We start from the raw sequence: 25,070 nt of genomic DNA, 5'->3' as shown, positions 1-25,070 counted from the left end.
GCCGGCCCGGAACGTCCCCCCACCGCTCCACGCAAGGGAGGCACCACCCCGTGATATTCCGCTCCCGAAGCCTCGCCCTCGGCGCTCTGGCCGTCGGCCTGACGGCCACGCTCGCCGCCACGCTGCCGGCCTCGCCCGCCGACGCGACCGGGTCCCACCCACCGCGCACCGGATTTGAGGAAAGCCACGGCGCCCGCTGGACCACCCAGCCGGAGGAGCAACGCTTCCTCGCCGCCGTCGACCGCGCGGGACCGCGGGCAGAGGTCGACCGGATCGGCACCACGGAGCAGGGCCGCCCCGTGCAGCTGGTACGCCTCGGCGCACCGGCCCCGGAGCGGTCCCGGGACATCCGCCGCGGCAACTCCGTCCTGTTGATCTGCTCGCAGCACGGCGACGAGCCCTCCGGCCGCGAGGCGTGCCTGACCACCGTCCGCGACCTCGCCTTCGCCGAGGACAGGGCGACCGAGCGTTTCCTGGAGCGCACCAGCGTGCTGGTCGTCCCGACCGCCAACCCCGACGGCCGGGCAGCGGACACCCGCGGCAACTCCGACGGCGTGGACATCAACCGCGACCATCTCGCCCTGAAGACCGCTGAAGGCCGTGCGATGGCCGCCGTCATCCGCGACTACCGCCCCGACACCATCTACGACCTGCACGAGTACGGCCCCACCGTGCCGTACTACATGAAGGACGTGCTCTCGCTCTGGCCGCGCAACCTCAACACGGCGGACGCGGTGCACCGCGAAGCCACCGTACTGTCCGAGGACTTCGTCGAGCCCGCCGTGCAGCGGGCCGGCTTCAGCACCGGCGTCTACGGCATCTGGACCGACCCCGAGACCGGTGAGCCCCTCAAGCAGGTCGCGGGCGACGGCCAGGAGCGCATACTGCGCAACACCGCCGGTGTCAAGGGTTCTGTCGGTCTGCTCGTCGAAACCCGTGTCGACGCGCTCACCGACGCGGAGAAGACCGACCCGGCCCTCAACAACCGGCGCCGGGTGACATCGCAGCTGGCCGGCCTGGACGGGGCGTTCTCCTTCCTCGACCGGCACCGCGGCCGTGTGGAGGCGGCCACCGCCGCGGCCCGGCTGGCCGGATACGCCGACCGTGGCCCGGTTTATCTCGGTGGTGCGGACAACGACCCGGCCACCGACGCGCAGACCCTGGCCGACCCGCCCTGCGCCTACCGCCTCGACGCGGCACAGTTCGCACAGGTCAAGGATGAATTGGCGCTGCACGGAGTGAATTGGCGGAAGCTGGGTAGCGGGGCCGTCGTACCTTTGCGCCAGCCGTTGCGGGGGCTCGTTCCGCTCCTGCTTGACGAAAGGGCCGATTATCACCTTACGGTCGCGGCACACATGAATGCCTGCCGCGGTGTGGTAGGGGGTAACCCGTAGGGAAAATATGCCCAATTGAAAGGTCGACTCGTGTCGGACAGAGACAAAGAAGAGGGAGACGGGGGCGGTACGCCACTCCTGGCGGATCTCCCCGGCGATCCGCACCGCACCGGCCCCCCGCAGACGGACCGCGTGGTCTTCGGTGTGACCGCGCTGCTCACCCTGGCGTTCATCGCCTGGGGAGCAGGTAGTACCGACTCGCTCAAGAGCGTTTCGACGTCGATGCTGAACTGGGTGATCGACAACCTCGGCTGGGCCTTCGTGCTCTCCGCCTCCGCGTTCGTGATCTTCGCGATCTGGCTGGCGGTCAGCAAGTACGGCCGCATCACCCTCGGCAAGGAGGGCGAGGAGCCCGAATTCCGGACGGTGTCATGGGTCGCGATGATGTTCAGCGCGGGCATGGGCATCGGCCTGATGTTCTACGGCGTCAGTGAGCCGCTGGGGCACTTCATGTCGCCGCCGCCGGGCACCGACCCCAAGGACGCGGCGCAGGCGATGGACACGGCGATGGCCACCACGCTGTTCCACTGGACCCTGCACCCCTGGGCCATCTACGCGGTGGTGGGCCTGGCCATTGCCTACAGTTGCTTCCGGCGGGGGAGGCGGCAAACGATCAGCGCGGTGTTCACGCCTTTGATCGGCAAGCGGCGGGCCAACGGCTGGGGCGGTCGGGTCATCGACATCCTGGCCATCTTCGCCACCCTCTTCGGTTCCGCGGCGTCGCTCGGCCTCGGGGCGCTGCAGATCGGCAGCGGCATCAAGGTGCTGGGCTGGATGGACAGCGTCAGCACCACGCTGCTGGTCCTTGTCATCACCGTACTGACCATCGCGTTCATCCTGTCCGCGGTGTCCGGTATCGCCAAGGGCGTCCAGATGCTGTCCAACATCAACATGGTGCTGGCGCTGATTCTGGCGGTCTTCGTCTTCGTGGTGGGGCCGACCATCCTCATCCTCGACCTGATCCCGACCTCCATCGGGTCCTACATCGGGGAGCTGCCGCAGCTGGCCGGCCGGACGGAGGCCAGCAGTGGTGACGACCTCGGCAGTTGGCTGCGCAGCTGGACGGTCTTCTACTGGGCGTGGTGGATCTCCTGGACGCCCTTCGTCGGCATGTTCATCGCCCGCATCAGCCGTGGTCGCACGATCCGTCAGTTCATCGGCGGCGTCATGCTCGTCCCGAGCGTGGTCAGCCTGGTGTGGTTCGCGGTGTTCGGCGGCTCGGCCATGAAGCTGCAGGACTCCAAGAAGCTCAGCGGCTCCAGCACTCCGGAGGGGCAGCTCTTCGACGTGCTGCACCAGTACCCGCTGGCGACCGTCACCAGCGTGCTGGTCATGGTCCTGGTCGGCATCTTCTTCGTCTCCGGCGCCGATGCCGCGTCCATCGTCATGGGCACCCTGTCGCAGAAGGGATCCTTCGAGCCGAGCCGGCCCGTGGTCATCTTCTGGGGTGTGGTGACCGGCGCGGTGGCCGCCATCATGCTGCTGATCGGAGGCGGTTCGGGCGACGCCCTGACCGGATTGCAGAATCTGACGATTCTGGTCGCGGTGCCCTTCCTGATCGTCATGATCGCCATGTGTTGGGCTCTCATGCGGGACCTGCGCAGCGACCCGCTGATCGTGCGCGGTCAGCGCGGCGAGGAAGCCGTCGAGATGGCCGTCATCGCCGGGCACGAGCAGTACGACGGCGAATTCGAGTTCCGTATCGGCCCCGCTGACGCCGAGAGTTCGGGCGCCACCGCCGAGGGTAGCGGTCCCGAGGACACCGCGGCCGGGAAGCGCGGTGACTCGGCCGACTGAGGGACCGGACAGCCGAAGAATCACGCCGCGGAGGGCCGGAGCCACCGGCCCTCCGCGGCGTGTTTTCCGCTCCTCGGTCAGCCGCCACCTCGGGCCGGATGGCACCGGAGCCCGCGGAACCACACGTTCCTTCACACCGCACCGAAGCGGACCGATCCGACGAGCCGACATCGACTTCCTTTTCGCCGCCGTTGCGAACAAGTGAACGTTCCACCGGGCGGCTATGTGGGGATACTCGGGATATGTCTGCGGATCCCGCGCCCTACGTGTCCTTCGGGTTGGCCCCCGCCATGCGTCCCGGTGGCGTGCTGAACGACGGCGCGTATCAACAGCACCGGGAATTCCTGGACTTCAGCATCGACGGCAGGCCGCTGCTGCTCCGCCTGGCCGATCTCGACGCGGTCTCACCCCTCGCGGCCGATGTGGGTCCTTCCCTCTTCGCGGCACGGGTGCGGCGCCTGCTCCTGGAGGCCGAACCGCCGCTCGGCGGCGGGCGGCGGATCATCTACGGCTGCCCCGAGTGCGAGGGGCTGGGCTGCGGAGCGGTCACCGCGTTCATCGCGCGCGACGGAGCCGACTTCATCTGGCGCGATTTCGCCTGGCAGACGGACGAGACCGTGGATCTCGGGCTCAGCGGCTATCCCGGCATCGGGCCGTTCCGGTTCGAGGGCACGCAGTACCGCGCGGTACTGGGACGGCTGCTGGCGTCCGACGCCCGGCCCGCGGAGCCGCCCGGCCGCCGGGTCCTGCTCATCGGGCGGCGGGCCGCCGCTCTGGCGAAACCGGCCGCGACGCTGCGCGGCATCGGCCTCGGTGTGGACGTCGCCCGCGATGCGTCCGCTGCCGTGCCCGGTGAGCTGCGCTCCTACGGCGTCGTGGTGGTCGGGCGGGCGCTCGGTGAAGGAGAACGTGCGGCCGTGCGGCGGGCCTTCGCGGAAGCCGGGTCCGGGGCGGTCTTCGTCGACGCCCCGGCGCCCACCGTCCCGCTGCTCGTCGCGCAGATCGAACAGGCGCTGGACCGCAGCCCGCAGGGCGAGCGCCGGCTGCTGCGCCTCGCGGCGGAGGGCGGCGCGGTCACCCTCGCCGTCGCCCATCCCTGCCGCGTCCGGCTGACCGGATACTGCGTCGACCGGCTCCGCCGTACCCGCACCGCCGTGCTCCATGACGGGCAACTCACCCCGGGTACGCACACGTTGCGCATGGACACGGCGATGGAGGCGGGGGAGACGTTCGTGGTGGCGCGGACGACGGGCGGGGTGCTGGTGACGCGGATGGCGCGGCCGGGCAGGCGCGGCGGGCGCGGAAAAGGTGACGACGGCAAGCCGGGCGACGTCCTAGCATGAGGTGGCCGCGCCCGGACCGGGCGACGGCGCCGCACAACGATGGCCCGGCGCGCCGCGAAGCGCCACCGATGATGCAGAAGACCTTCAGTACCGGCAGCACCCTTCGGAGGGTCGCCTCCGCCCGCCGGTGAGCCGCCGCGCGCGGCAGCCCCGCCCGGCGGCTCCGGACCCCACCGCAGGTGGCCCGCCCCCAAGCACCCCGCGGCCCGGCCGGGGGCCCGCTCCCGCTTTCCGCACCCGCACCCGCGACGAACTCCGCCGCTCCCGGCGGCCACGCGCCCACTCGTGCTGGGACCACCTCTACGCCGCTCCGCTGTGGCCCTTGCACGGCGCCAACCTCGGCACGCTGCTGCGCACCTGCGACGCGGTCGGCGCCTGTCTGACCGTGCCGCGATTCTCCTGGGTGCCCGAGGCGCTGGAGCGCGGCAATACGCTCCGCAGACCCGCCTGCGTGCACTGGACCGGCGACCCGGTGGGCTGGCTGGAGCGGCAACGGGAACGCGGGCTGCGGGTGGTGGGCGTGGAACTCGCCGACGAAGCCGTCCGGCTGGCCGACCTGCCGGCGGCCCGCACACCGACGGTGATGGTCCTCGGCCACGAACAACACGGCATCCCGCCCGAGGCACTGGACCTGCTGGACGAGGTGGTGGAGATCCCGATGGTCGGCACCGGCGCCAGCCTCAACGTCGCGGTCGCGGGGTCCCTGGCGCTGTACAAGCTCGCCGGGCTGTTGTGAGGCGCGCCCGGAGGAGCCGGCGGCGGTCGGCGCGGGCCGGGCTGCGGGCTGCGGGCGGCGGGAGGGTGGCGACACCGGCCCGGACGGGCTCGTGGCCGCCCTCCCGCCGCAGGACGGATCCCGGCCGCTGTTTCCAGCGAGGGCCGCCCTCCCGCTGTCTTCGTGTGATCCTCGCGTAACCCTCACGCAGCCACCCGGACAAACCCGGAGCTTAGGCTGGAGGCAGCTCCGTCGGCCGATGACGCCCCTCGGATGTCCCACAATCCGCTTCAGCCGTCGCCCGAGGAGGCTCATGCCCCGCGCGCCGCGCGCCGTGCCCGCCTGGCTCGCCCACCCCTTCCGCTGGCAGCGTCTGCCCGTCCCGTGGGCGGGCGTCGCCCGCGGCGCGCTCTGCGCGGGACCGCTGCTCGGCGCGGGGATCGCCATCGGGCACCCCGAGGCCGGCGTCCTCGCGGGCCTCGGTTCGATGCTGGCGGGGGTCAACGACCGTCCGGGCACCCGCCGCACCGGCATCGTCCACATCGGTCTGCCCGCCCTCGGCTCCGCCCTGGGCATGCTGATGGGCGCCTCGCTGCAGACCGCAGGCCCGGGGTGGTGGCTGGTCCCGGCGCTCTTCGCCGTCGGCTTCGTCTCCGGCGCGGGCAGTGTCGCGGGCCCGGTCCGCTCCAGCGCCGGCATGCAGATGCTGGCCACCACCATCCTCGGCGCGGGGATGCCGCTGCCCGGCGTGCCCGGGGTGAAGGCGCTCTACGTCCTCGCCGGTTGCCTGTGGCTCCTGCTGCTGCGCCTCGCGCTGCGTCCACCGCGTCCCGCGGGTGGTGCGCTCGGCGGTGAGCGGGCGGCGGTGGCCAGGGTCTTCGACGCGCTCGCCGACGCCTTGGGCGCGGCCGGCGGGCCCGGCGCCGAGCCGGCCAGGCGCCGGCTCACCGCGGCCCTCGACCGCGCCGACGAGGCCCTGCGGCTGCGGCGCCTGACCGGCAGGCTGCTGTTCCGCCGCACCCGTACCGAAGAGCTGCTGCTGGCCGAGCGGTTCGGGGCGGCGACCGCCCTGTGCGAAGCCAGCGTGGCATTGCTGTGGGAGGCACGGCCGCTGCCGTCACGGGTCGCGGCGAGCCCCCGGCAGTTCGCCGACACGTTGCGCACCGGGCGACCGCCGGGGCGGCTGTCGGCCCCGGAGTCCAGTTCGGCCGCGCGCGGCGCCTTCGACCGTGCGCTGCTCGACGCCGCGGTCACCTTCGCCCGTCCCCAGCCGCTGTCGCAGCCGTCGCCGGCAACCGCACCGGCAACGGGCTTTTCGGGCGGGAGCCCGGCCGAGGACGCGGAGACCACCGGTCGCGACCGCACCTCCGGGGCCGAGGCACCGGCCGCGGTAGGCGGTCCCCAGGGTGGGACCGCGGCGCGTCGGGCGCTGGGCATCATCGGCCGGCGGACGCGGCGGGGCCGCAGCCTCCTCGGGCCCGCCGGGCGCGACTACGGGCTGCGGGTCGCGGTCTGCATCGCGGCGAGCACCGCGGTGGCCCTGCTGCTGAACCCCCACCACTGGTACTGGCTCCCGGTGACCGTCACCTTCCTCGTCAAGCCCGACCTGGGCCCGCTCTTCTCCCGCACGGTGAACCGCTTCGCCGGCACGGTCGCCGGCGTCCTGGTCTTCGCCGGGGCGGGCCTGCTGTTGAGCGGCTGGACGTGGCCCTTGCTGATGGCCGGCCTCGGCGGGACGCTGCTGCCCTTCGCCACCCGTCACTTCGCGCTGCAGACAGGCGCCATCACCCTCATGGTGCTGTCCTTCGTGTACGTCGGCGGCGACCCGCGGGCGGCCGGCGAGCGGATCGTCGACACCTCCATCGCCTGCGGCATCGTCCTCGTCGTCGGACATCTGCCGCGCCTCGCGGACCCACGCCGCCGGGTCGGCCAGCGGGTCACCTCCGCGCTGCGCGCCACCGAGCGCTTCCTCGGACACGTCCTGGCGTCGGAACCGGGGCAGGGCACCGGCGAGCGGCTGGCGCTGCGCCGGGCCGCCTACCGTGCGCTGGGCGAGGCCCGCGCGGCGGCGGAGACCGCCGCGGCCGAACTCCTCGCCGCACGCGACCGCAACCCCGACTGGCTGACCGTGGTGTTGGCCGCCGAACGCATCGTGGACGCCGCGACGGCCTGTGCGGTACGCCTTGACCACGGTGCCCGCCGCCCGAGCGCCGACGAGGCGGCGCGGCTGTGCCAGGCGCTGTCCGCGATGGCCGACGCGCTTGAGGACCCGAGCGACAGTCCCCGCACACCGGCTCCGCCACCACGGCCGGTTCCTGACTGCGCCACGCTCACGGACGTGGCCGCCGAACTGGAGCATCTGCGCGGGTACGCGGGCGCGGTCTGAGGCGGGACGCCAACAGGGCCGGGCCAGCCGGGGGAGCGGCCGCACGCCCGGAAAGCCCGTCCCGCGGTCGCGCGGCCACAACCCGCCCGGGGGCCGGGCCCGCGCGCAAACGGAATCCGGCGGACGAACGGCTACGGGGGCAGCGGGCGTTGGCCCGCTGCCCCCGGAATGGCGTCAGCCGTCGAGCGAGCCGTCAGCGGCCGCCGCGCTCCTTGCCCAGGAGTCCGGCACGCCGCAGGGCGTCGGCCATCGCGTCGTTGGCCGGTGCGGCATCGCGGCCGCCCCGGCGCTCCCCGCCACGAGGGGCACCGCCCTGTCGCGGCCGAGGCGTACCGCCACGGCCGCCGGGGCGCTGTCCTTCGCCGCCGCCGCCGCCGCCGCCGCCGCGCCGCTCGCCGCCCGCGCCGCCCCGGCGCTCGCCGCCGCCTGCCGTCGCGCCCTTGCCGTGCTCGTCGTCCAGCCGCAGCGTCAGCGAGATCCGCTTGCGCGGAATGTCCACATCGAGCACCTTGACGCGCACGATGTCGCCCGGCTTCACCACGTCCCGCGGGTCCTTGACGAAGGTCTTCGACATCGCCGACACATGGACCAGACCGTCCTGGTGGACGCCCACGTCCACGAACGCCCCGAAGGCGGCGACATTCGTCACCACGCCCTCCAGCAGCATCCCCGGCTGCAGATCGCCGATCTTCTCCACGCCCTCCTTGAAGGTCGCGGTCTTGAAGACCGGACGCGGGTCACGGCCCGGCTTCTCCAGCTCCTGGAGGATGTCGGTGACCGTCGGCAGACCGAAGGAGTCGTCGACGAAGTCCTCGGCCCGCAGCGAGCGCAGGACCGTGCCGTTGCCGATCAGCGTGGCCACCTCACTGCCCGCGGACGCGCCCATCCGGCGCACCACCGGGTAGGCCTCCGGGTGCACGCTGGAGGCGTCCAGCGGGTCGTCGCCGCCCCGGATCCGCAGGAAGCCCGCGCACTGTTCGTACGCCTTCGGGCCGAGCCGCGCCACGTCCTTGAGGGCCTTGCGGGACCGGAAGGGGCCGTTGTTGTCGCGGTGCGTGACGATGTTCTCCGCCAGCCCGGAACCGATGCCCGAGACCCGCGAGAGCAGCGGCGCGGAGGCGGTGTTGACGTCCACGCCGACGCCGTTCACGCAGTCCTCGACCACCGCGTCCAGGGAGCGCGACAGCTTCACCTCGGACAGGTCGTGCTGGTACTGGCCCACCCCGATCGACTTCGGGTCGATCTTGACCAGCTCGGCCAGCGGGTCCTGCAGCCGCCGTGCGATGGACACCGCGCCGCGCAGCGACACGTCCAGCTCGGGCAGCTCCTGCGAGGCGAACGCGGAGGCGGAGTACACCGAGGCACCGGCCTCGGACACCATCACCTTCGTCAGCTTCAGCTCCGGCTGAGCGGCGATCAGATCGGCCGCCAGCTTGTCGGTCTCGCGGGAGGCGGTGCCGTTGCCGATCGCGATCAGCTCGACGTCGTGCTCGCGCGCCAGCCGGGCCAGCGTCGCCAGCGAGGCGTCCCACTTCTGCTGCGGGACGTGCGGGTAGATCGTCTCCGTGGCGGCCACCTTGCCCGTCGAGTCCACGACCGCGACCTTCACACCCGTACGGAAACCGGGGTCCAGGCCCATCGTCGCGCGCGTCCCGGCCGGCGCCGCCAGCAGCAGGTCGCGCAGGTTCGACGCGAAGACCCGCACCGCCTCGTCCTCGGCCGCCTGCCGCAGCCGCAGCCGCAGATCGATCCCGAGGTGCACCTGCACCCGGGTCCGCCACGCCCAACGGACGGTGTCCTGAAGCCACTTGTCGCCGGGCCTGCCGCGGTCGGCGATGCCGAAGCGGTGCGCGATCGCCTGCTCGTAGGCGCTCGGCCCCTCGGTCACCGACGACGGGTCCTCCGGCTCCAGCGCGAGGTCGAGGATCTCCTCCTTCTCGCCGCGGAACATCGCCAGCACCCGGTGCGAGGGCAGCTCGGTGAACGGCTCGGCGAAGGCGAAGTAGTCGGCGAACTTGGCGCCGGCCTCCTCCTTGCCCTCGCGCACCTTCGCCGCGACGCGCCCGCGCGACCACATCCGCTCGCGCAGCTCGCCGATCAGGTCCGCGTCCTCCCCGAACCGCTCGGTGAGGATCGCCCGCGCGCCCTCCAGAGCGGCGGCCGGGTCGGCGACCCCCTTGTCCGCGTCCACGAACGCGGCGGCTGCCACGGCCGGCTCCGCCGAGGGATCGCCCAGCAGACCCTCGGCCAGCGGCTCAAGGCCCGCCTCCCGGGCGATCTGGGCCTTGGTACGGCGCTTGGGCTTGTAGGGGAGGTAGATGTCCTCCAGCCGGGCCTTGGAGTCAGCGCCGCGGATCTGCGCCTCCAGCGCCGCGTCCAGCTTCCCCTGGGACCGTACGGACTCCAGGATCGAGGTCCGCCGCTCCTCCAGCTCCCGCAGATAGCGCAGCCGTTCCTCGAGCGCGCGCAGCTGCGCGTCGTCGAGGGTCTCGGTGGCTTCCTTGCGGTAGCGCGCGATGAAGGGCACCGTCGAGCCGCCGTCGAGCAGTTCGACCGCGGCTTTCACCTGCCGCTCCCTGACGCCGAGCTCCTCGGCGATCCTCGCTTCGAGGGACCCGAGAGACCCGGTGGACACAGTGGATGCCGTCACGTTGATCCTGACCCGCCTTCCAGCGCTTGCTTGAGCTTTGCATTGTGCCGGGTGGCGGGCCGGGCTGTCGCGCCGCCCAGCCGGGGCGCCGGGGTGTGAGCAGGCGCACCCACACCCCGGCGGAAGGCTCAGCCCTTGCCGAACATCGCCGCGGGGAAGGCCCCGGCGTTCATCGCGGTGGTGGCGAAACCGGCCGCAAGGTCGGTCAGCCGGGCCACGCCCTCGGCGCCCAGGTGCTCGTAGGGGGCGCGGTCCAGGCGGTCGGTGGCGTACTCCAGGTCCTTGCGCAGCTGCACGCCGGACTCGGTCAACTCGCCCTCGGCGTCCAGGAGTCCGCGCGTACGCAGCCGCTCCTGCGCCTGCGTCCACTCCTCCTGCGACCAGCCGCGGGTCTGCATGACGCCCTTGTAGCTCATACCGCGGCCGCTGGCGTTGTGGGTGACCAGCGCTTCGAGGCCGTCCAGTTCGGCGTCCAGCAGCGCCATCAGGTGACCGTCGCCGCGGTGCTCACGCAGCAGCGTGGCGGCGTGCCAGTAGGCGAGGTGCGGGGCGTCCGGCACCGGCAGATCGGCGTGCGAGGCGAACAGCGGCCGGGCGTGGCGGCTGCCCGCCTCGGCGGCGCGCAGTGCCAGCTTCGCGGCCTCGGCCATCTCGGGGGACTCCAGGGCCTCCGCGCCGAGGAGCCGGCGCAGTGTGCTGTCGGCCGCGCGCAGCCGGGCCTCCAGCACGGCCTCCGGGGAGGCCGCCGCCCAGACCTGCGGGACGTGCTGCGCGACGAGCTCGTGCTTGAAGTTGTAGAAGGTCGCCGTGATGGTGCCGGGGCCCACCGCGCCCATGGCCGCGCCGCGCGCGGCGAAGTAGCCGGCACTGCGGTTGTCGATCCCGATCTTGGCAAGTTCGGCGGGCAGGTCCGGCGCGAAGTAGTGGGTGGAGTGCAGCGGGTTGATGACGTTGTGACAGTGACGGCCGGCGTGCTCGGGCAGTGCGCTCAAGGAGGTCATGCCAGCAGGTTACCGACCCGTCGGTATGGCGGGTATGTGAGGTCGCGCACCGCCTGATTCCGGGCCCGTTCCCCGCCGTCCACGCCGGGGCCGTGGCAGGAAAGGTGGGTTATTCGTCATTGCCGCCATGGCGGTCACTGCCCAGGATGGAGACATGGAACAGCGCGATGTGCTGGTCGTCCTCTTCGACGGCCTCCAGAGTCTTGACGTCAGCGGACCTGTCGAGGTCTTCGCCGGCGCGAGCCGCGGTGTCCCCGGCGCCTACCGGATCCGCACGGCCGGGCTCGACGGCCGCCCCGTCCGCACCTCGAGCGGTCTGACGCTCACCCCCGACCTGCCGCTCGACGGCACCGAGGCGCCGCACACTCTCCTCGTCCCCGGTGGCGAGGGAACCCGCGCCCCCGACCCGCGGCTGATCGACTGGCTGCGCACGCACGCGCCGCGAGCCCGCCGGAAGGTGTCGGTGTGCAGCGGGGCACTGCTGCTTGCCGAGGCCGGGCTGCTGGACGGACGCCGGGCGACGACCCACTGGGCGCTGTGCGGCACCCTCGCCCAACGCTTCCCCGCCGTGCGGGTCGAGCCGGACCCGATCTACGTACGCGACGGTGACCTGGCGACCTCCGCAGGCGTCACGGCCGGGATCGACCTCGCGCTCGCCCTGGTGGAGGAGGACCTCGGCCGGGACCTCGCACTGACCGTGGCCCGGCATCTGGTCGTCTTCCTGCGCCGTCCGGGCAACCAGACGCAGTTCAGCGCCCAGCTCGCCGCCCAGACTGCCGAGCGGCGGCCGCTGCGCGACGTCCAGCAGTGGATCACCGAGAATCCGGCCGCGGACCTGTCCGTCGAAGCCCTCGCGGGCCGCGCGCGGCTCTCGGCCCGGCACTTCGCCCGGGCCTTCCGCGACGAGGTCGGCATGACGCCCGGACGCTATGTCGACCGGGTCCGCCTCGAAGCCGCGCGCCGGCGACTCGAGGACACCGCCGACGGCATCGAGCAGGTCGCCCGCCACTGCGGCTACGGCACCCCCGAGGCGATGCGCCGCGCCTTCCTGCGCGTCCTCGGCGCGTCCCCGGCCGAGTACCGCCGCCGCTTCCAGCCCGTCCACCAGGCCCGGTGAACGGCTCACGAGCCGACACCCCGGGCCACCACGCACCCGTACCGCACGCCCGACAGGAGCACGCCATGCAGATCGCGATCCTTCTCTACGACCGCTTCACCGCCCTCGACGCCGTCGGCCCCTACGAGACCCTCGGCCGGCTGCCGGGCGCGCAGGCGCTGTTCGTCGGCGAGCGCACCGGCCCCTACCGCAACGACTCCGGCTCCCTCGCGCTCGTGGCGGACGCCGAGCTGAGCGACGTACCCGCCCCCGACGTCCTCGTCGTGCCGGGCGGCCCCGGCCAGATCGCCCTCATGGAGAACGGCCCGCTGCACGAGTGGATCCGCGCGGTGGACGCCGGCACGACCTGGACCACCTCGGTGTGCACCGGCTCGCTGATCCTCGCCGCCGCCGGCCTCCTCAAGGGCCGCCGGGCCACATCCCACTGGCTCGCCCTGGACCAGCTCCCCGCGCTCGGCGCCGAGCCGACGGGGGAGCGGGTGGTCTTCGACGGCAAGTACGTCACCGCGGCCGGCGTCTCCTCCGGCATCGACATGGGGCTGGCCCTGGCCGGCCGGATGGCCGGGGACACGGTGGCCCAGGCCATCCAGCTCGGCGTGGAGTACGACCCGCAGCCGCCCTACGACGCGGGCTCCCCGGACAAGGCACCGGCCGAGGTCACCGCGCTGCTGCGCGAGCGCAGCCGCTTCGTGCTGACGGGGGAGGAGTAGGAGCGGGCCGGGGGCCGTCCGGCGCGTGCGCCCGACGGCCCCCGGCAGCGGCGTCAGCTCGCGGGCCAGGTGAAACGCGGGGCCCGCCGCTCCAGGAAGGCGGCGGCACCCTCCGCGGCGTCGCCGCTCCCGCGGCCTTGCTCGACCCAGTACGCCCCCCGCGCCTCCGCCTCCGACGGCGGCACGTCCCACGTCCCGTCGGCCAGCTCCTTCGCCGCGGTCTGGGTCAGCAGCGACCGGCTCGCCAGCACCGCCGTGAAGTCCGCGACCCGCCCGTCCAGCTCGCCCTCGGCGAGGACCTCGTCCACCAGACCGGTGCGCAGAGCCCGCGCACAGTCGATCAACTCCCCGGAGAACAGCAGGTACTTCGCCGCCGACGGGCCGACCAGCCGGACCAGCCGCCGGGTCGAGGACGCCGCATAGACCAGGGCCAGCTTCGCGGGCGTCACACCGAACAGCGTGCCCTCCTCCGCGAACCGCAGATCACACGCGGCCGCCAACTGGCAGCCGCCGCCCACGCAGTACCCGCGTATCGCCGCCAGCGTGGGCCCGGGGAACGCCGACAGCGCCTCCTCGGCCGCCACCGCGAGACCCTGCGACTCCGCCGCCCCGGCCCGCAGCGACCCGATGTCGGCGCCGGCGCAGAAGGTGCTGCCCTCGCCGGTCAGGACCAGCGAACGCACCGAGCGGTCCGCCGCCAGCCGTTCCAGCAGCGGCGGCAGGTCCCGCCACATCTGCACGGTCATCGCGTTCCGCTTGCTGGGGTTGCTGATGGTGACGGTCGCTGTGCCGTCGCTGACGTGCGTCTTCAGGGCCGGTTCCATGCCCCGGATATTAGAGCGACCGCCATCGGGACCGCCCGATACGATCGGCGGCCTGATGTCAGCCACACTTGTCGCCAAAGACCTCGCCGCCGGCCACGGCGAGCGCGTCCTGTTCTCCGGCCTCGATCTGGTCGTCGCCCCCGGGGATGTGATCGGCCTCGTCGGCGCCAACGGCGCGGGCAAATCCACCCTGCTGCGCCTGCTGGCCGGCCTCGACACCCCCGAGGAGGGCAAGCTCGCGCTCAGCCCGCCCACCGCGACCGTCGGTCACCTTCCCCAGGAGCCCGACCGGCGCCCCGGCGAGTCCGTACGCGCCTTCCTCGCCCGCCGCACGGGCGTCGCCGACGCCCAGCTCGCCCTGGACGCCACCACCCAGGCGCTGGTCGACGAGCGGCCCGGCGCGGATGACGCGTACGCCACCGCCCTGGAGCGCTGGCTCGCCCTGGGCGCCGCCGACCTCGACGAGCGCGCCGAGGAGACCGCCGCCCAGCTCGGCCTGACCATCGGCCTCGACCAGCCGATGACGTCGCTGTCCGGCGGCCAGGCGGCCCGCGCCTCGCTCGCCTCACTGCTGCTCTCCCGCTACGACGTCTTCCTGCTGGACGAGCCGACCAACGACCTCGACCTGGACGGTCTGCACCGGCTGGAGGCCTTCGTCACCGGCCTGCGCGCCGGCACGGTCCTGGTCAGCCACGACCGCGAGTTCCTGACCCGCACGGTCAACCGCGTCGTCGAACTCGACCTCGCCCAGCAGCAGGTCAACGCCTTCGGCGGCGGCTACGCGTCCTACCTGGAGGAGCGTGAGCGGGCCCGCCGGCACGCCCGCGAGGAGTTCGAGGAGTACGCCGACACCAAGGCCGCCCTGGAGAGCCGCGGCCACATGCAGCGCAACTGGATGGAGAAGGGCGTCAAGAACGCCCGCCGCAAGGCGCCCGACAACGACAAGATCGGCCGCAAGGCGCGGGTCGAGTCGACCGAGAAGCAGGCCGCCAAGGCCAAGCAGACGCAGCGCCTCATCGAGCGTCTCGACGTCGTCGAGGAACCCCGCAAGGAGTGGGAGCTGCGGATGGAGATCGCCGCGGCGCCCCGGGCCGGCGCGGTGGTGGCGACCCTCCGCGGCGCGGAGGTACGCCGCGGCGATTTCCGCTTCGGGCCGGTGGACCTTCAGATCGACTGGGCGGACCGGGTCGCCATCACCGGCCCCAACGGCTCCGGCAAGTCCACCCTGCTCGCCGCCCTCCTGGGCCGGCTGCCGCTGGACGCCGGGCAGGTCTCGCTCGGGCCCGGCGTGGTCGTCGGCGAGGTCGACCAGGCGCGCGGCCTGTTCGTCGGCGACGAGCCGCTGATGGACGCCTTCCGGGCGTCCGTACCGGATCTGTCGCCCGCCGATGTGCGGACGTTGCTGGCGAAGTTCGGCCTGAAGGCGGCGCATGTGCTGCGCCCGGCGAGCACCCTGTCGCCGGGGGAGCGGACCCGCGCCGCGCTGGCGCTCCTGCAGGGGCGCGGCGTCAACCTCCTCGTCCTGGACGAGCCCACCAACCACCTCGACCTGCCGGCCATCGAGCAGCTGGAGTCCGCGCTCGCCTCGTACGCGGGCACGCTGCTGCTGGTCACGCACGACCGCCGGATGCTGGACGCGGTCCACACCACGCGCCGTATCGAGGTCGACGGCGGACGGATCGCCGACCGGGCGGTGTGAGGGCCGGGAGCCCCGGGCCCGCGGAGTAGGAGCTGCTGCGGGGCCCGCGGGCCGCGGCGAGGAAAGCGATTTGGCTCCGGCGCGGGTGACCCGTAGTGTGGGGTTCACCGACGCGGGGTGGAGCAGCTCGGTAGCTCGCTGGGCTCATAACCCAGAGGTCGCAGGTTCAAATCCTGTCCCCGCTACTCTCACAGCAGGCCCGGTGCCCCAGGCACCGGGCCTGCTGCTGTGCGGGTGCCTGCCCGGCCGCCGGAACGGAGAATGGCGTGGACCGTACGGTGCCCTCTTCCTCGAAGTCCGCGAACCAGGAACAAAAGGAAAAAGACCGATCGCCAGGCTGATCAGGCGTCGCTAAATCGTTCAAAAGACGTCGATAGGCGCTGACTTGTGTTCAGCGGGCCGGTCCGGACCAGTACATTCTCAACACTCTTCCTGTGAGGATGCCTTCCGGACCCCCCGCAGAACCCCCCGAGGAGCTGACCTCCCCGCTCGCGTACGAAGGTGTGTGGCGGTTCACCGCCCCGGCACTGGAGTCGGCGGTGCCGCAGGCGCGCCACGCGGTCCGGGATCTGCTCGACGAACAGCGCGTGCCCGTGGCCGCCGCCATCATGGACGGCCTGCTCCTGATCGTCTCCGAACTGGTCACCAACGCCGTGCAGCACGCCGCCCTGCTCTCGCCGCAGATCGCCGTGCAGGTCACCATCGGCGCGAACTGGCTTCGGGTCGCGGTCGAGGACAATCATCCCTACCGTCCCAAAGCGCTGGTGGCGGACGAGAGTGACCTCGGCGGCCGCGGCCTGTGGCTGGTCAAGGTGCTCACCGCGGAAGCGGGCGGCAAATGCGATGTCGAGCACATCGCGAGCGGCGGCAAGGCCATCTGGGCCGAGCTGCCGCTCGCCCCGCTCGCTACCAGCCCGCCGCGTTCCCTGTGAGTTCCCGCACCGCCGGGCGCGCCGCGTCCAGCACGGTCATGAACCACGCCGAGAACGGCGCCTGCGCGTGCCGCTCGGCCAGCTCCTGCGCCGTGACGAACGAGGTCTCGGCGATCTCCTCGGCGTCCGGCGCGGGCTTCGCCCGCACCAGCCCGACGAACAGGTGGTTGAACTCCTGCTCCACGAGGCCGGAGGCCGGGTCGGGGTGGTTGTAGCGCACGGTGCCCGCCTCGGCCAGCAGCGCGGGCGCGAGGCCCAGCTCCTCGGCGGTGCGGCGGGCCGCCGCGGCGAACGGCGTCTCGCCCGGGTAGGGGTGGCCGCAACAGGTGTTGGACCACACACCGGGGGAGTGGTACTTCGACAGTGCCCGGCGCTGGAGCAGCAGCCGCCCCGTCTCGTCGAAGAGGAAGACCGAGAAGGCCCGGTGCAGTTGCCCCGGGGGCTGATGGGCCGCGAGCTTCTCCGCGGTGCCGATCGTCGTACCGTCCTCGTCGACCAGCTCCAGCATGATCGGCTCGGCGGCGCCGTCCGGTGTGCTCACCGCCGAGAGCCCGGCGGTCTGTCCGTTGGCAGGTGTGATCGGCATGCCCATCCTTGTCGTCGGTCTTCGACGCCAAGTCTGCCCTAGCCGGGTGCGCATCAGTCGCAGAGCGGTGCAAGGTGGTGCGCGGCGTTGCTGTGTTCGATAGCGAAACGATCAGCGCGCCACGTGAGTCCGTCGGGTAACCGCGCGCACCGTCCGTAACCGCACGAACACCCGGGCCGCCCGACCTCCGGCCGCTCGTCGCCGTGCTCCACAGCATCCGGTCCGTGAGATGGTCCACACCTCCTGCCGTCCGGAGTCCCCGCGCCGGGGCGGTGGCGGGACCGAAGGACCGGGCCCGCAGCGGACGAAGCAGCGGTTGCCGGGACCCGCCGAACGGATCTCGCCACAACGGCCCCGGGCGCAACCCACCCCACCTGTGACCAGCCCTCTCATAACCGGCACCGGATCGGCCACGGTGGCCCGCGCCAGTTGTTCATGGGCCGTCCGATCGACCATGATGATCGCGGCAGGCGCAGCCGGCGGTCACTCGATCGTGCGGTGAATGCGCGGTGAACGGCCGCATCCGGCGATCCGATAGCCTCTGCCGACGTGCCACCCACCCCTCCCGGGGGCCAGGTGTGCCACGCCCGCTGCCCGGGTAGTTCGTATCGAATGCGGACGGCCTGCGCTGCCTTGTCAGCATCCAAGGAGTGAGTTCGTCTGTCGACCGCCATCCTCACCGGTCCGCCGGTCGCCGGGTCGCCGCTCGAAGGCGACCTGCGCACACTGGGCTTCGACGTGCGCACGGCCCATGACGCCGCGTCGACGGCCGAGCTGATCGCCGCGGTCCCCGCCCAGGAGCGGGTGGCCGTCGTGGACCCCCGATTCGTCGGACACCTGCACAGCCTGCGGCTGGCACTGACCGATCCCCGCTTCCCGGCCGCGGCCGTCCCCGGGGCGCTCACCGCCAAGCCCGAGGCGCGGCCCGCGCTCGCCCGCGCGGCCGCCTCGATCCCGGTCGGGGCGGGCACCGCCCACCTCACCGACGTGCTGACGGACACCCTGACCGATTTCCTCGACCGCGAGGACATCGGCCTGCACCGCGTCGAGCTGGGCACCCTCGTCGCCACCATCCCGCTGACCCCCGCCCGGCGCGAGGACGCGCAGGACGCCGTCGCGGCCGTCGACGATGAGGCCGTCCGGCTGCGTACCGCCGTGAAGTCCCGCGACGGCTTCTTCACGACGTACTGCATCAGCCCGTACTCGCGCTACCTCGCCCGCTGGTGCGCGCGCCGGGGGCTCACGCCCAACCAGGTCACCACCGCGTCCCTGCTCACCGCGCTCATCGCGGCCGGCTGCGCGGCCACCGGCACCCGGGGCGGCTTCATCGCCGCCGGCGCGCTGCTGCTGTTCTCCTTCGTTCTGGACTGCACCGACGGGCAGCTCGCCCGGTACTCCCTGCAGTACTCGACGATGGGTGCCTGGCTCGACGCGACCTTCGACCGGGCCAAGGAGTACGCCTACTACGCGGGCCTCGCCGTGGGGGCGTCACGAGGCGGCGGCACCGACGACGTCTGGGCGCTGGCGCTCGGCGCGATGGTGCTGCAGACCTGCCGCCACATCGTCGACTTCTCCTTCAACGAGGCGAACCACGACGCGACCGCGAACACCAGCCCCACCGCGGCGCTCTCCGACAAGCTCGACAGCGTCGGCTGGACGGTCTGGGTACGCCGGATGATCGTGCTGCCGATCGGCGAGCGCTGGGCCCTGATCGCGGTCCTCACCGCCTTCACCACCCCGCGGATCGTCTTTTACGTCCTGCTCATCGGCTGCGCGCTCGCCGCCTGCTACACCACGGCCGGCCGGGTACTGCGCTCGCTGACCCGCCGCGCGCGGCGCACCGACCGTGCCGCCCGGGCGCTGGCCGACCTGGCCGACTCCGGCCCGCTCGCCGAGCTGATCGCCGGCACCGCGCACGGACGCAGCCGCGCCGGGTCCTTCCTGGCCCCGGTCATGGCGTTCCTGTCCGCCGCCGTACTGCTGGTCTGGGTGATCTTCCAGGACGACCCCGCGTCGTGGCTGACGGTCGGTGTCGCCGCCTGTTCCGCGCTGCTGTCCGGCGCGGCCGTGGCCCGCCCGCTCAAGGGTGTGCTCGACTGGCTGGTGCCGCCCCTCTTCCGGGCCGGCGAATACACCACGATCCTGGTTCTGGCGGCTCGCACCGACGACGCCGGTGCGCTGCCCGCGGCATTCGGGCTGGTCGCGGCAGTCGCCTACCATCACTACGACACGGTCTACCGCATCCGCGGTGGCACCGGAGCCCCTCCGCGGTGGCTCGTCCGGGCGGCCGGCGGACATGAAGGACGGATCCTCGTGATCACAGTCCTCGCCGCCCTGTTGTCGCCCGCAGGTTTCACAATCGCGCTGACGGCCCTTGCCGGGGCCCTGGCGCTGCTGGTGCTCATCGAGAGCATCCGCTTCTGGGTGACCGCCCATAACCAAGGGGCACCCGCCGTACACGATGAAGGAGAACCCGCATGATCGGCCTCGTGCTGGCAGCCGGCGCCGGACGGCGTCTGCGCCCCTACACCGACACCCTGCCCAAGGCTCTGGTGCCGGTCGATGGGGACACGACCATCCTGGACCTGACCCTCGGCAACTTCGCTGAGATCGGCCTGACCGAGGTCGCGATCATCGTCGGCTACCGCAAGGAAGCCGTGTACGAGCGCAAGGCCGCCCTTGAGCAGAAGTACGGCCTCAAGCTCACGCTGATCGACAACGACAAGGCCGAGGAGTGGAACAACGCCTACTCCCTGTGGTGCGGCCGCGACGCGATCAAGCACACCGTGATCCTCGCCAACGGCGACACCGTGCACCCGGTCTCCGTCGAGAAGACGCTGCTCGCCGCCCGCGGCGACGGCAAGAAGATCATCCTCGCCCTCGACACGGTGAAGAACCTCGCCGACGAGGAGATGAAGGTCATCGTCGACGCCGACAAGGGCGTTCAGAAGATCACCAAGCTGATGGACCCGGAGTCCGCCACCGGTGAGTACATCGGTGTCACGCTCATCGAGGGCGAGGCCGCCGACGAGCTGGCCGACGCCCTGAAGACCACCTTCGAGCGGGACCCCGACCTCTACTACGAGGACGGCTACCAGGAGCTGGTCAACCGCGGCTTCCAGGTGGACGTGGCTCCGATCGGCGACGTCAAGTGGGTCGAGATCGACAACCACGACGACCTCGCGAAGGGCCGTGACATCGCATGCCAGTACTGACCCGCCTCATCCCGTCCCCGGTCGTCGTCGACATCAACGCCGGCGCCCTGGACGACTTGGCGGGCCTGCTGGCCGATCAGCGCATCTCCGCGTCCGGCAAGCTCGCCATCGCGATCAGCGGTGGCTCGGGGGCACGGCTGCGCGAGCGGCTGTCCCCCGCGCTGCCCGGCGCCGACTGGTACGAGGTCGGCGGCGGCACCCTGGACGACGCGATCAAGCTCGGTGACGCCATGAAGAAGGGGCACTACGACGCGGTCGTGGGCCTCGGCGGTGGCAAGATCATCGACTGTGCGAAGTACGCCGCCGCGCGCATCGGGCTGCCGCTCGTCGCCGTCGCGACGAACCTCTCGCACGACGGCCTGTGCTCGCCGGTCGCGACCCTCGACAACGACGCGGGCCGCGGCTCCTACGGCGTGCCGAACCCGATCGCCGTGGTGATCGACCTCGACATCATCCGTGAGGCCCCGGTCCGCTTCGTCCGCTCGGGCATCGGTGACGCGATCTCCAACATCTCCGCCGTCGCGGACTGGGAGCTCTCGCACCGCGAGCGGGGCGAGGACATCGACGGGCTGGCAGCCGCCATGGCCCGCCAGGCCGGCGAGGCCGTGCTGCGTCACCCCGGTGGCGTGGGCGACGACGCCTTCCTGCAGGTGCTGGCCGAGGGCCTGGTCCTCACCGGCATCTCGATGTCGGTCGCGGGCGACAGCCGCCCGGCCTCCGGCGCCTGCCACGAGATCAACCACGCCTTCGACATCCTCTTCCCCAAGCGGGCGGCGAGCCATGGCGAGCAGTGCGGCCTCGGCGCCGCCTTCGCCACGCATCTGCGCGGGGACAAGGAGATGTCCGCGCTGATGGTCAAGGTGCTCCAGCGGCACGGACTGCCGGTCACACCGGGTGAGATCGGCTTCACGGACGAGGAGTTCGTGCAGGTCGTCGAGTTCGCCCCGAAGACCCGCCCCGGTCGCTACACGATCCTGGAGCACCTGGACCTGTCCGCCGACGAGATCAGGGACGCATACGCTGACTATGCCAAAACCATCGGTAGCTGAACTCCGCCCGGTCGTTCACCCCGAGGGCGTGAAGGACCGGCGCAGCGGTGAGCACTGGGCCGGTCGCCTCTACATGCGGGAAATCTCGCTGCGCTGCGACAGGTACCTGGTGAACACCAGGATCACGCCCAACCAGCTCACGTACCTGATGACCGTCGCGGGTGTCCTGGCCGCCCCGGCCCTCCTGGTGCCGGGGATCTGGGGCGCCGTCCTCGGTGTGGTGATGGTTCAGCTCTACCTGCTGTTGGACTGCGTCGACGGGGAGATCGCCCGCTGGCGGCAGCAGTTCTCGCTCGGCGGCGTGTACCTGGACCGTGTCGGCGCCTACCTGTGCGACGCCGCGGTCCTGGTCGGTTTCGGTCTGCGCGCGGCCGACCTGTGGGGCACCGGGCGGATCGACTGGCTGTGGGCCTTCCTCGGTACGCTCGCCGCGCTCGGCGCCATCCTGATCAAGGCGGAGACCGATCTCGTCGGCGTCGCCCGTCACCAGGGTGGGCTGCCGCCGGTCAAGGAAGCGGCGTCCGAGCCGCGCTCGTCCGGTGTGGCGCTGGCCCGCAAGGCCGCCGCGGCCCTGAAGTTCCACCGGCTGGTCCTCGGGATCGAGGCGTCCCTGCTGATCCTGGTCCTGGCGATCCTCGACCAGATCCGGGGCGACCTCTTCTTCACCCGCCTGGGCGTCGCCGTGCTCGCCGGCATCGCGATCCTCCAGACGCTTCTCCACCTCGTGTCCATCCTCGCCTCCAGCAGGCTCAAGTGACGGGGGCGCCCGGCATGCAGCAGTCTCCCGCGGGGCGAGCCCCGTACCCCGGCAAGGTCGGCGCGGTTGTCCTGACCATGGGCAACCGCCCCGAGGAGCTGCGCGCGCTGCTCGACTCGGTCGCCAAGCAGGACGGCGACCGGGTCGAGGTGGCCGTCGTCGGCAACGGCTCGCCGCTGCCCGAGCTCCCCGAGGGCGTGCGGACCGTCGAGCTGCCGGAGAACGTCGGCATCCCGGCGGGCCGCAACGTCGGCATCGAGGCGTTCGGGCCCGGCGGCCGCGAGGTCGACATCCTGCTCTTCCTCGACGACGACGGTCTGCTGGCCACGGAGGACACCGCCGAGCTCTGCCGCGAGGCGTTCGCGAAGGACCCCGAGCTGGGCATCATCAGTTTCCGGATCGCCGACCCGGACACCGGTGAGACCCAGCGTCGGCACGTGCCGCGGCTGCGCGCCGCGGACCCGATGCGGTCGTCCCGGGTCACGACCTTCCTCGGCGGTGCCAACGCGGTCCGCACCAAGGTGCTCGAAGAGGTCGGCGGGCTGCCCGACGACTTCTTCTACGCCCACGAGGAGACGGACCTGGCCTGGCGGGCCCTGGATGCGGGCTGGATGATCGACTACCGGTCGGACATGCTGCTGCTGCACCCGACCATGGCCCCCAGCCGCCACGCGGTCTACCACCGCATGGTGGCCCGCAACCGGGTCTGGCTGGCGCGCCGCAACCTCCCCGCGCCGCTGGTTCCGGTCTATCTCGGTGTCTGGTTCCTGCTCACCCTCGCCCGGCGCCCCTCGTGGCCCGCGCTGCGCGTCTGGCTGGGCGGCTTCAAGGAGGGCTGGGCCACACCCTGCGGTCCCAGGCGCCCCATGAAGTGGGCTACCGTTTGGCGACTGACCCGACTGGGCCGCCCTCCCGTCATCTGACAAGCTCGTATCTGAGAGCATCAGCCGCGAACCGGGGCGTGGCCCCGGCAGCGCACCTTGAGGACGAAAGTGTCAACTGTGAGCGAGACCACGCACGACAGTGCGGTCGCCATGAGTGCCCCGCCAGCTTCCGACGAGGGGCTCACCCCTGCTCAGCGGGCCCAGAAGTACGGGCTCTCGCAGAGCGGTGCCCGCCCCAGCCTCCCGCAGTACATCCGGGAGCTGTGGGACCGGCGGCATTTCATCTCCGCCTTCTCCAGCGCCAAGATGACGGCGCAGTACAGCCAGGCGAAGCTGGGCCAGGTCTGGCAGGTGGCGACGCCGCTGCTGAACGCGCTCGTCTACTACCTCATCTTCGGTCTGCTGATCGGCACCCGTAACGGCGTCCCGGACTTCGTCCCGTTCCTGGTCACCGGCGTCTTCATCTTCACCTTCACGCAGAGCTCGGTGATGGCGGGCACGAAGTCGATCTCGGGCAACCTCGGGCTGGTGCGCGCGCTGCACTTCCCGCGCGCCTGCCTGCCGATCTCCTTCTGCCTGATGCAGTTGCAGCAGCTGGTGTTCTCCATGGGTGTGCTGCTGGTCATCCTGCTCGGGTTCGGGCAGATGCCCACCTGGTCGTGGCTGCTGGTCATCCCGGCACTGCTGCTGCAGTTCACGTTCAACACCGGCCTTGCGATGGTCATGGCCCGGCTCGGCAGCAAGACCCCCGACCTGGCGCAGCTGATGCCGTTCATCATGCGGACGTGGATGTACGCGTCCGGCGTGATGTTCAGCATCGACGTGATCCTCAAGGGCAAGGACGTCCCCGGCTTCGTGGAGTGGCTGCTCAACGCCAATCCGGCCGCCATCTACATCGACCTGATGCGGTTCGCGCTGATCGAAAGCTTCACGGAGAACAAGCTCCCGCACGATGTGTGGGTCACCTGGGCCTGGGCCGGTGGCTGGGCGCTGGTGATGGGCGTCGTCGGCTTTGTGTACTTCTGGAAGGCTGAGGAGCGGTACGGACGTGGCTGAGGAAAAGAACGGCGTCCAGCCGACAAAGGCGGCGGAGGCCCGTATCCCGACCGTGATCGCGGACGATCTGCACATCGTCTATCGCGTGTACGGCACCGGTGCGGGCAAGGGCGGCGCCACAGCGGCCCTGAACCGCATCATCCGGCGCAAGCCGTCGGCCGGTGTGCGCGAGGTGCATGCGGTCAAGGGCGTCTCCTTCACCGCCTACCGAGGCGAGTCGATCGGCCTGATCGGTTCGAACGGCTCCGGCAAGTCGACGCTGCTCAAGGCGGTCGCCGGCCTGCTCCCGGCAGAGCGCGGCAAGGTCTACACGCACGGCCAGCCCTCCCTGCTGGGCGTCAACGCGGCCCTGATGAACGACCTGACCGGCGAGCGGAACGTCATCCTCGGCGGCCTGGCGATGGGCATGTCCCGTGAACAGGTGCGCGAGCGCTACGACGGCATCGTCGACTTCTCCGGTATCAACGAGAAGGGCGACTTCATCTCGCTGCCGATGCGGACCTACTCCTCCGGGATGGCGGCCCGTCTGCGGTTCTCCATCGCGGCGGCCAAGGACCACGACGTGCTGATGATCGACGAGGCGCTGGCCACCGGTGACCGCAGCTTCCAGAAGCGCTCCGAGGCCCGCATCCGGGAGCTGCGCAAGGAGGCCGGTACGGTCTTCCTGGTCAGCCACAACAACAAGTCGATCAGAGACACCTGCGACCGTGTGCTGTGGCTGGAGCGGGGCGAACTCCTGATGGATGGCCCGACGGACGAAGTGATCAAGGCTTACGAGAAGGAGACGGGCAAGTAGTCCCGCGCCCTTTTCCGAAGGCCTCCGCGAGTCCGCCTCGCGGGGGCCTTCGACTGTGCGGGACAGGCCAACTCCTCGGGTGTGCACAACAGTTGAACACCGCTCACAATTGACCGGAAGTTTGCTCGCCTGCCTCGGTACCCCCTCGTACGAGGGTGA

20 protein-coding genes and 1 tRNA gene are annotated in these 25,070 nt (G+C 71.8%); 17 read left to right on the top strand and 4 right to left on the bottom strand.

Annotated elements, in window-relative coordinates; genetic code table 11:
* Positions 1-53 precede the first annotated feature (53 nt).
* From ACH4FH_RS08275 to ACH4FH_RS08255, 5 genes are all read left to right on the top strand, one after another.
* Entirely contained in the window at positions 54-1,394 is a 1,341-nt protein-coding gene (locus tag ACH4FH_RS08275; RefSeq protein ID WP_398555213.1) for a M14 family metallocarboxypeptidase, read from the top strand.
* Between the two features lie 78 nt (positions 1,395-1,472).
* Positions 1,473-3,191, top strand: coding sequence for a BCCT family transporter (locus ACH4FH_RS08270; RefSeq protein ID WP_398555212.1), 1,719 nt, complete (start codon positions 1,473-1,475; stop codon positions 3,189-3,191).
* Between the two features lie 242 nt (positions 3,192-3,433).
* On the top strand, positions 3,434-4,534 hold the full coding sequence (locus ACH4FH_RS08265; protein ID WP_398554951.1) for an oxidoreductase: 1,101 nt from the start codon (positions 3,434-3,436) through the stop codon (positions 4,532-4,534).
* Positions 4,535-4,856: 322 nt separating this feature from the next.
* A complete protein-coding gene (locus ACH4FH_RS08260; protein ID WP_398554950.1) occupies positions 4,857-5,270 on the top strand; it encodes a TrmH family RNA methyltransferase in 414 nt (137 codons plus the stop codon).
* 292 nt (positions 5,271-5,562) lie between these two features.
* On the top strand, positions 5,563-7,635 hold the full coding sequence (locus ACH4FH_RS08255; protein ID WP_398554949.1) for an FUSC family protein: 2,073 nt from the start codon (positions 5,563-5,565) through the stop codon (positions 7,633-7,635).
* 193 nt (positions 7,636-7,828) lie between these two features.
* Here ACH4FH_RS08255 and ACH4FH_RS08250 read toward each other — a convergent pair whose 3' ends face one another.
* Positions 7,829-10,285, bottom strand: coding sequence for a Tex family protein (locus ACH4FH_RS08250; protein ID WP_398554948.1), 2,457 nt, complete (start codon positions 10,283-10,285; stop codon positions 7,829-7,831).
* Between the two features lie 128 nt (positions 10,286-10,413).
* Positions 10,414-11,286, bottom strand: a complete 873-nt coding sequence (locus tag ACH4FH_RS08245) for a hypothetical protein (RefSeq protein WP_398554947.1) — start codon at positions 11,284-11,286, stop codon at positions 10,414-10,416.
* A gap of 154 nt (positions 11,287-11,440) precedes the next feature.
* On the opposite strand from ACH4FH_RS08245, the gene ACH4FH_RS08240 reads away from it, so the two are divergent.
* Complete coding sequence (locus tag ACH4FH_RS08240; protein WP_398554946.1) at positions 11,441-12,403, top strand: GlxA family transcriptional regulator; 963 nt, start codon at positions 11,441-11,443, stop codon at positions 12,401-12,403.
* 65 nt (positions 12,404-12,468) lie between these two features.
* Positions 12,469-13,113, top strand: a complete 645-nt coding sequence (locus tag ACH4FH_RS08235) for a DJ-1/PfpI family protein (RefSeq protein WP_398554945.1) — start codon at positions 12,469-12,471, stop codon at positions 13,111-13,113.
* A 53-nt stretch (positions 13,114-13,166) separates the two neighbouring features.
* Here ACH4FH_RS08235 and ACH4FH_RS08230 read toward each other — a convergent pair whose 3' ends face one another.
* Complete coding sequence (locus ACH4FH_RS08230; protein WP_398554944.1) at positions 13,167-13,937, bottom strand: enoyl-CoA hydratase/isomerase family protein; 771 nt, start codon at positions 13,935-13,937, stop codon at positions 13,167-13,169.
* Between the two features lie 55 nt (positions 13,938-13,992).
* On the opposite strand from ACH4FH_RS08230, the gene ACH4FH_RS08225 reads away from it, so the two are divergent.
* From ACH4FH_RS08225 to ACH4FH_RS08215, 3 genes are all read left to right on the top strand, one after another.
* Complete coding sequence (locus tag ACH4FH_RS08225) at positions 13,993-15,636, top strand: ABC-F family ATP-binding cassette domain-containing protein (RefSeq protein WP_398554943.1); 1,644 nt, start codon at positions 13,993-13,995, stop codon at positions 15,634-15,636.
* 111 nt (positions 15,637-15,747) lie between these two features.
* Positions 15,748-15,821: transfer RNA gene (locus tag ACH4FH_RS08220), tRNA-Met, on the top strand.
* Between the two features lie 255 nt (positions 15,822-16,076).
* On the top strand, positions 16,077-16,568 hold the full coding sequence (locus ACH4FH_RS08215) for an ATP-binding protein (RefSeq protein ID WP_398554942.1): 492 nt from the start codon (positions 16,077-16,079) through the stop codon (positions 16,566-16,568).
* Here the strand turns inward: ACH4FH_RS08215 and idi are convergent.
* Positions 16,543-17,154: an isopentenyl-diphosphate Delta-isomerase gene (gene idi, locus ACH4FH_RS08210; protein ID WP_398554941.1), complete on the bottom strand. Its 612-nt coding sequence runs from the start codon at positions 17,152-17,154 to the stop codon at positions 16,543-16,545. The two genes, ACH4FH_RS08215 and idi, sit on opposite strands and share 26 nt — an antisense overlap.
* Before the next feature lie 660 nt (positions 17,155-17,814).
* On the opposite strand from idi, the gene ACH4FH_RS08205 reads away from it, so the two are divergent.
* The 7 genes from ACH4FH_RS08205 (at position 17,815) to ACH4FH_RS08175 (ending at position 24,911) form a co-directional block, all read left to right on the top strand.
* Positions 17,815-19,635, top strand: coding sequence for a DUF5941 domain-containing protein (locus tag ACH4FH_RS08205; RefSeq protein ID WP_398555211.1), 1,821 nt, complete (start codon positions 17,815-17,817; stop codon positions 19,633-19,635).
* Positions 19,632-20,369, top strand: coding sequence for a sugar phosphate nucleotidyltransferase (locus ACH4FH_RS08200; RefSeq protein ID WP_398554940.1), 738 nt, complete (start codon positions 19,632-19,634; stop codon positions 20,367-20,369). The genes ACH4FH_RS08205 and ACH4FH_RS08200 overlap by 4 nt, the downstream gene beginning before the upstream one ends.
* The gene (locus ACH4FH_RS08195) at positions 20,357-21,418 is read left to right on the top strand and encodes an iron-containing alcohol dehydrogenase family protein (RefSeq protein ID WP_398554939.1); all 1,062 of its coding nucleotides are present in this window, start codon (positions 20,357-20,359) and stop codon (positions 21,416-21,418) included. The genes ACH4FH_RS08200 and ACH4FH_RS08195 overlap by 13 nt, the downstream gene beginning before the upstream one ends.
* Positions 21,396-22,175, top strand: coding sequence for a CDP-alcohol phosphatidyltransferase family protein (locus tag ACH4FH_RS08190; RefSeq protein WP_398554938.1), 780 nt, complete (start codon positions 21,396-21,398; stop codon positions 22,173-22,175). The genes ACH4FH_RS08195 and ACH4FH_RS08190 overlap by 23 nt, the downstream gene beginning before the upstream one ends.
* Positions 22,176-22,189: 14 nt before the next feature.
* Entirely contained in the window at positions 22,190-23,098 is a 909-nt protein-coding gene (locus ACH4FH_RS08185) for a glycosyltransferase family 2 protein (protein WP_398554937.1), read from the top strand.
* A gap of 78 nt (positions 23,099-23,176) precedes the next feature.
* Positions 23,177-24,115 (top strand): ABC transporter permease, encoded by a 939-nt coding sequence (locus ACH4FH_RS08180; protein WP_398554936.1) that lies wholly within the window; start codon positions 23,177-23,179, stop codon positions 24,113-24,115.
* Positions 24,108-24,911: an ABC transporter ATP-binding protein gene (locus ACH4FH_RS08175; protein ID WP_398554935.1), complete on the top strand. Its 804-nt coding sequence runs from the start codon at positions 24,108-24,110 to the stop codon at positions 24,909-24,911. The genes ACH4FH_RS08180 and ACH4FH_RS08175 overlap by 8 nt, the downstream gene beginning before the upstream one ends.
* Positions 24,912-25,070: the final 159 nt, after the last annotated feature.

The sequence above is a fragment of the Streptomyces sp. NPDC017993 genome (assembly GCF_044328065.1).
GTDB lineage: Bacteria > Actinomycetota > Actinomycetes > Streptomycetales > Streptomycetaceae > Streptomyces.
This window is presented reverse-complemented; position numbering and strand designations above follow the sequence as displayed.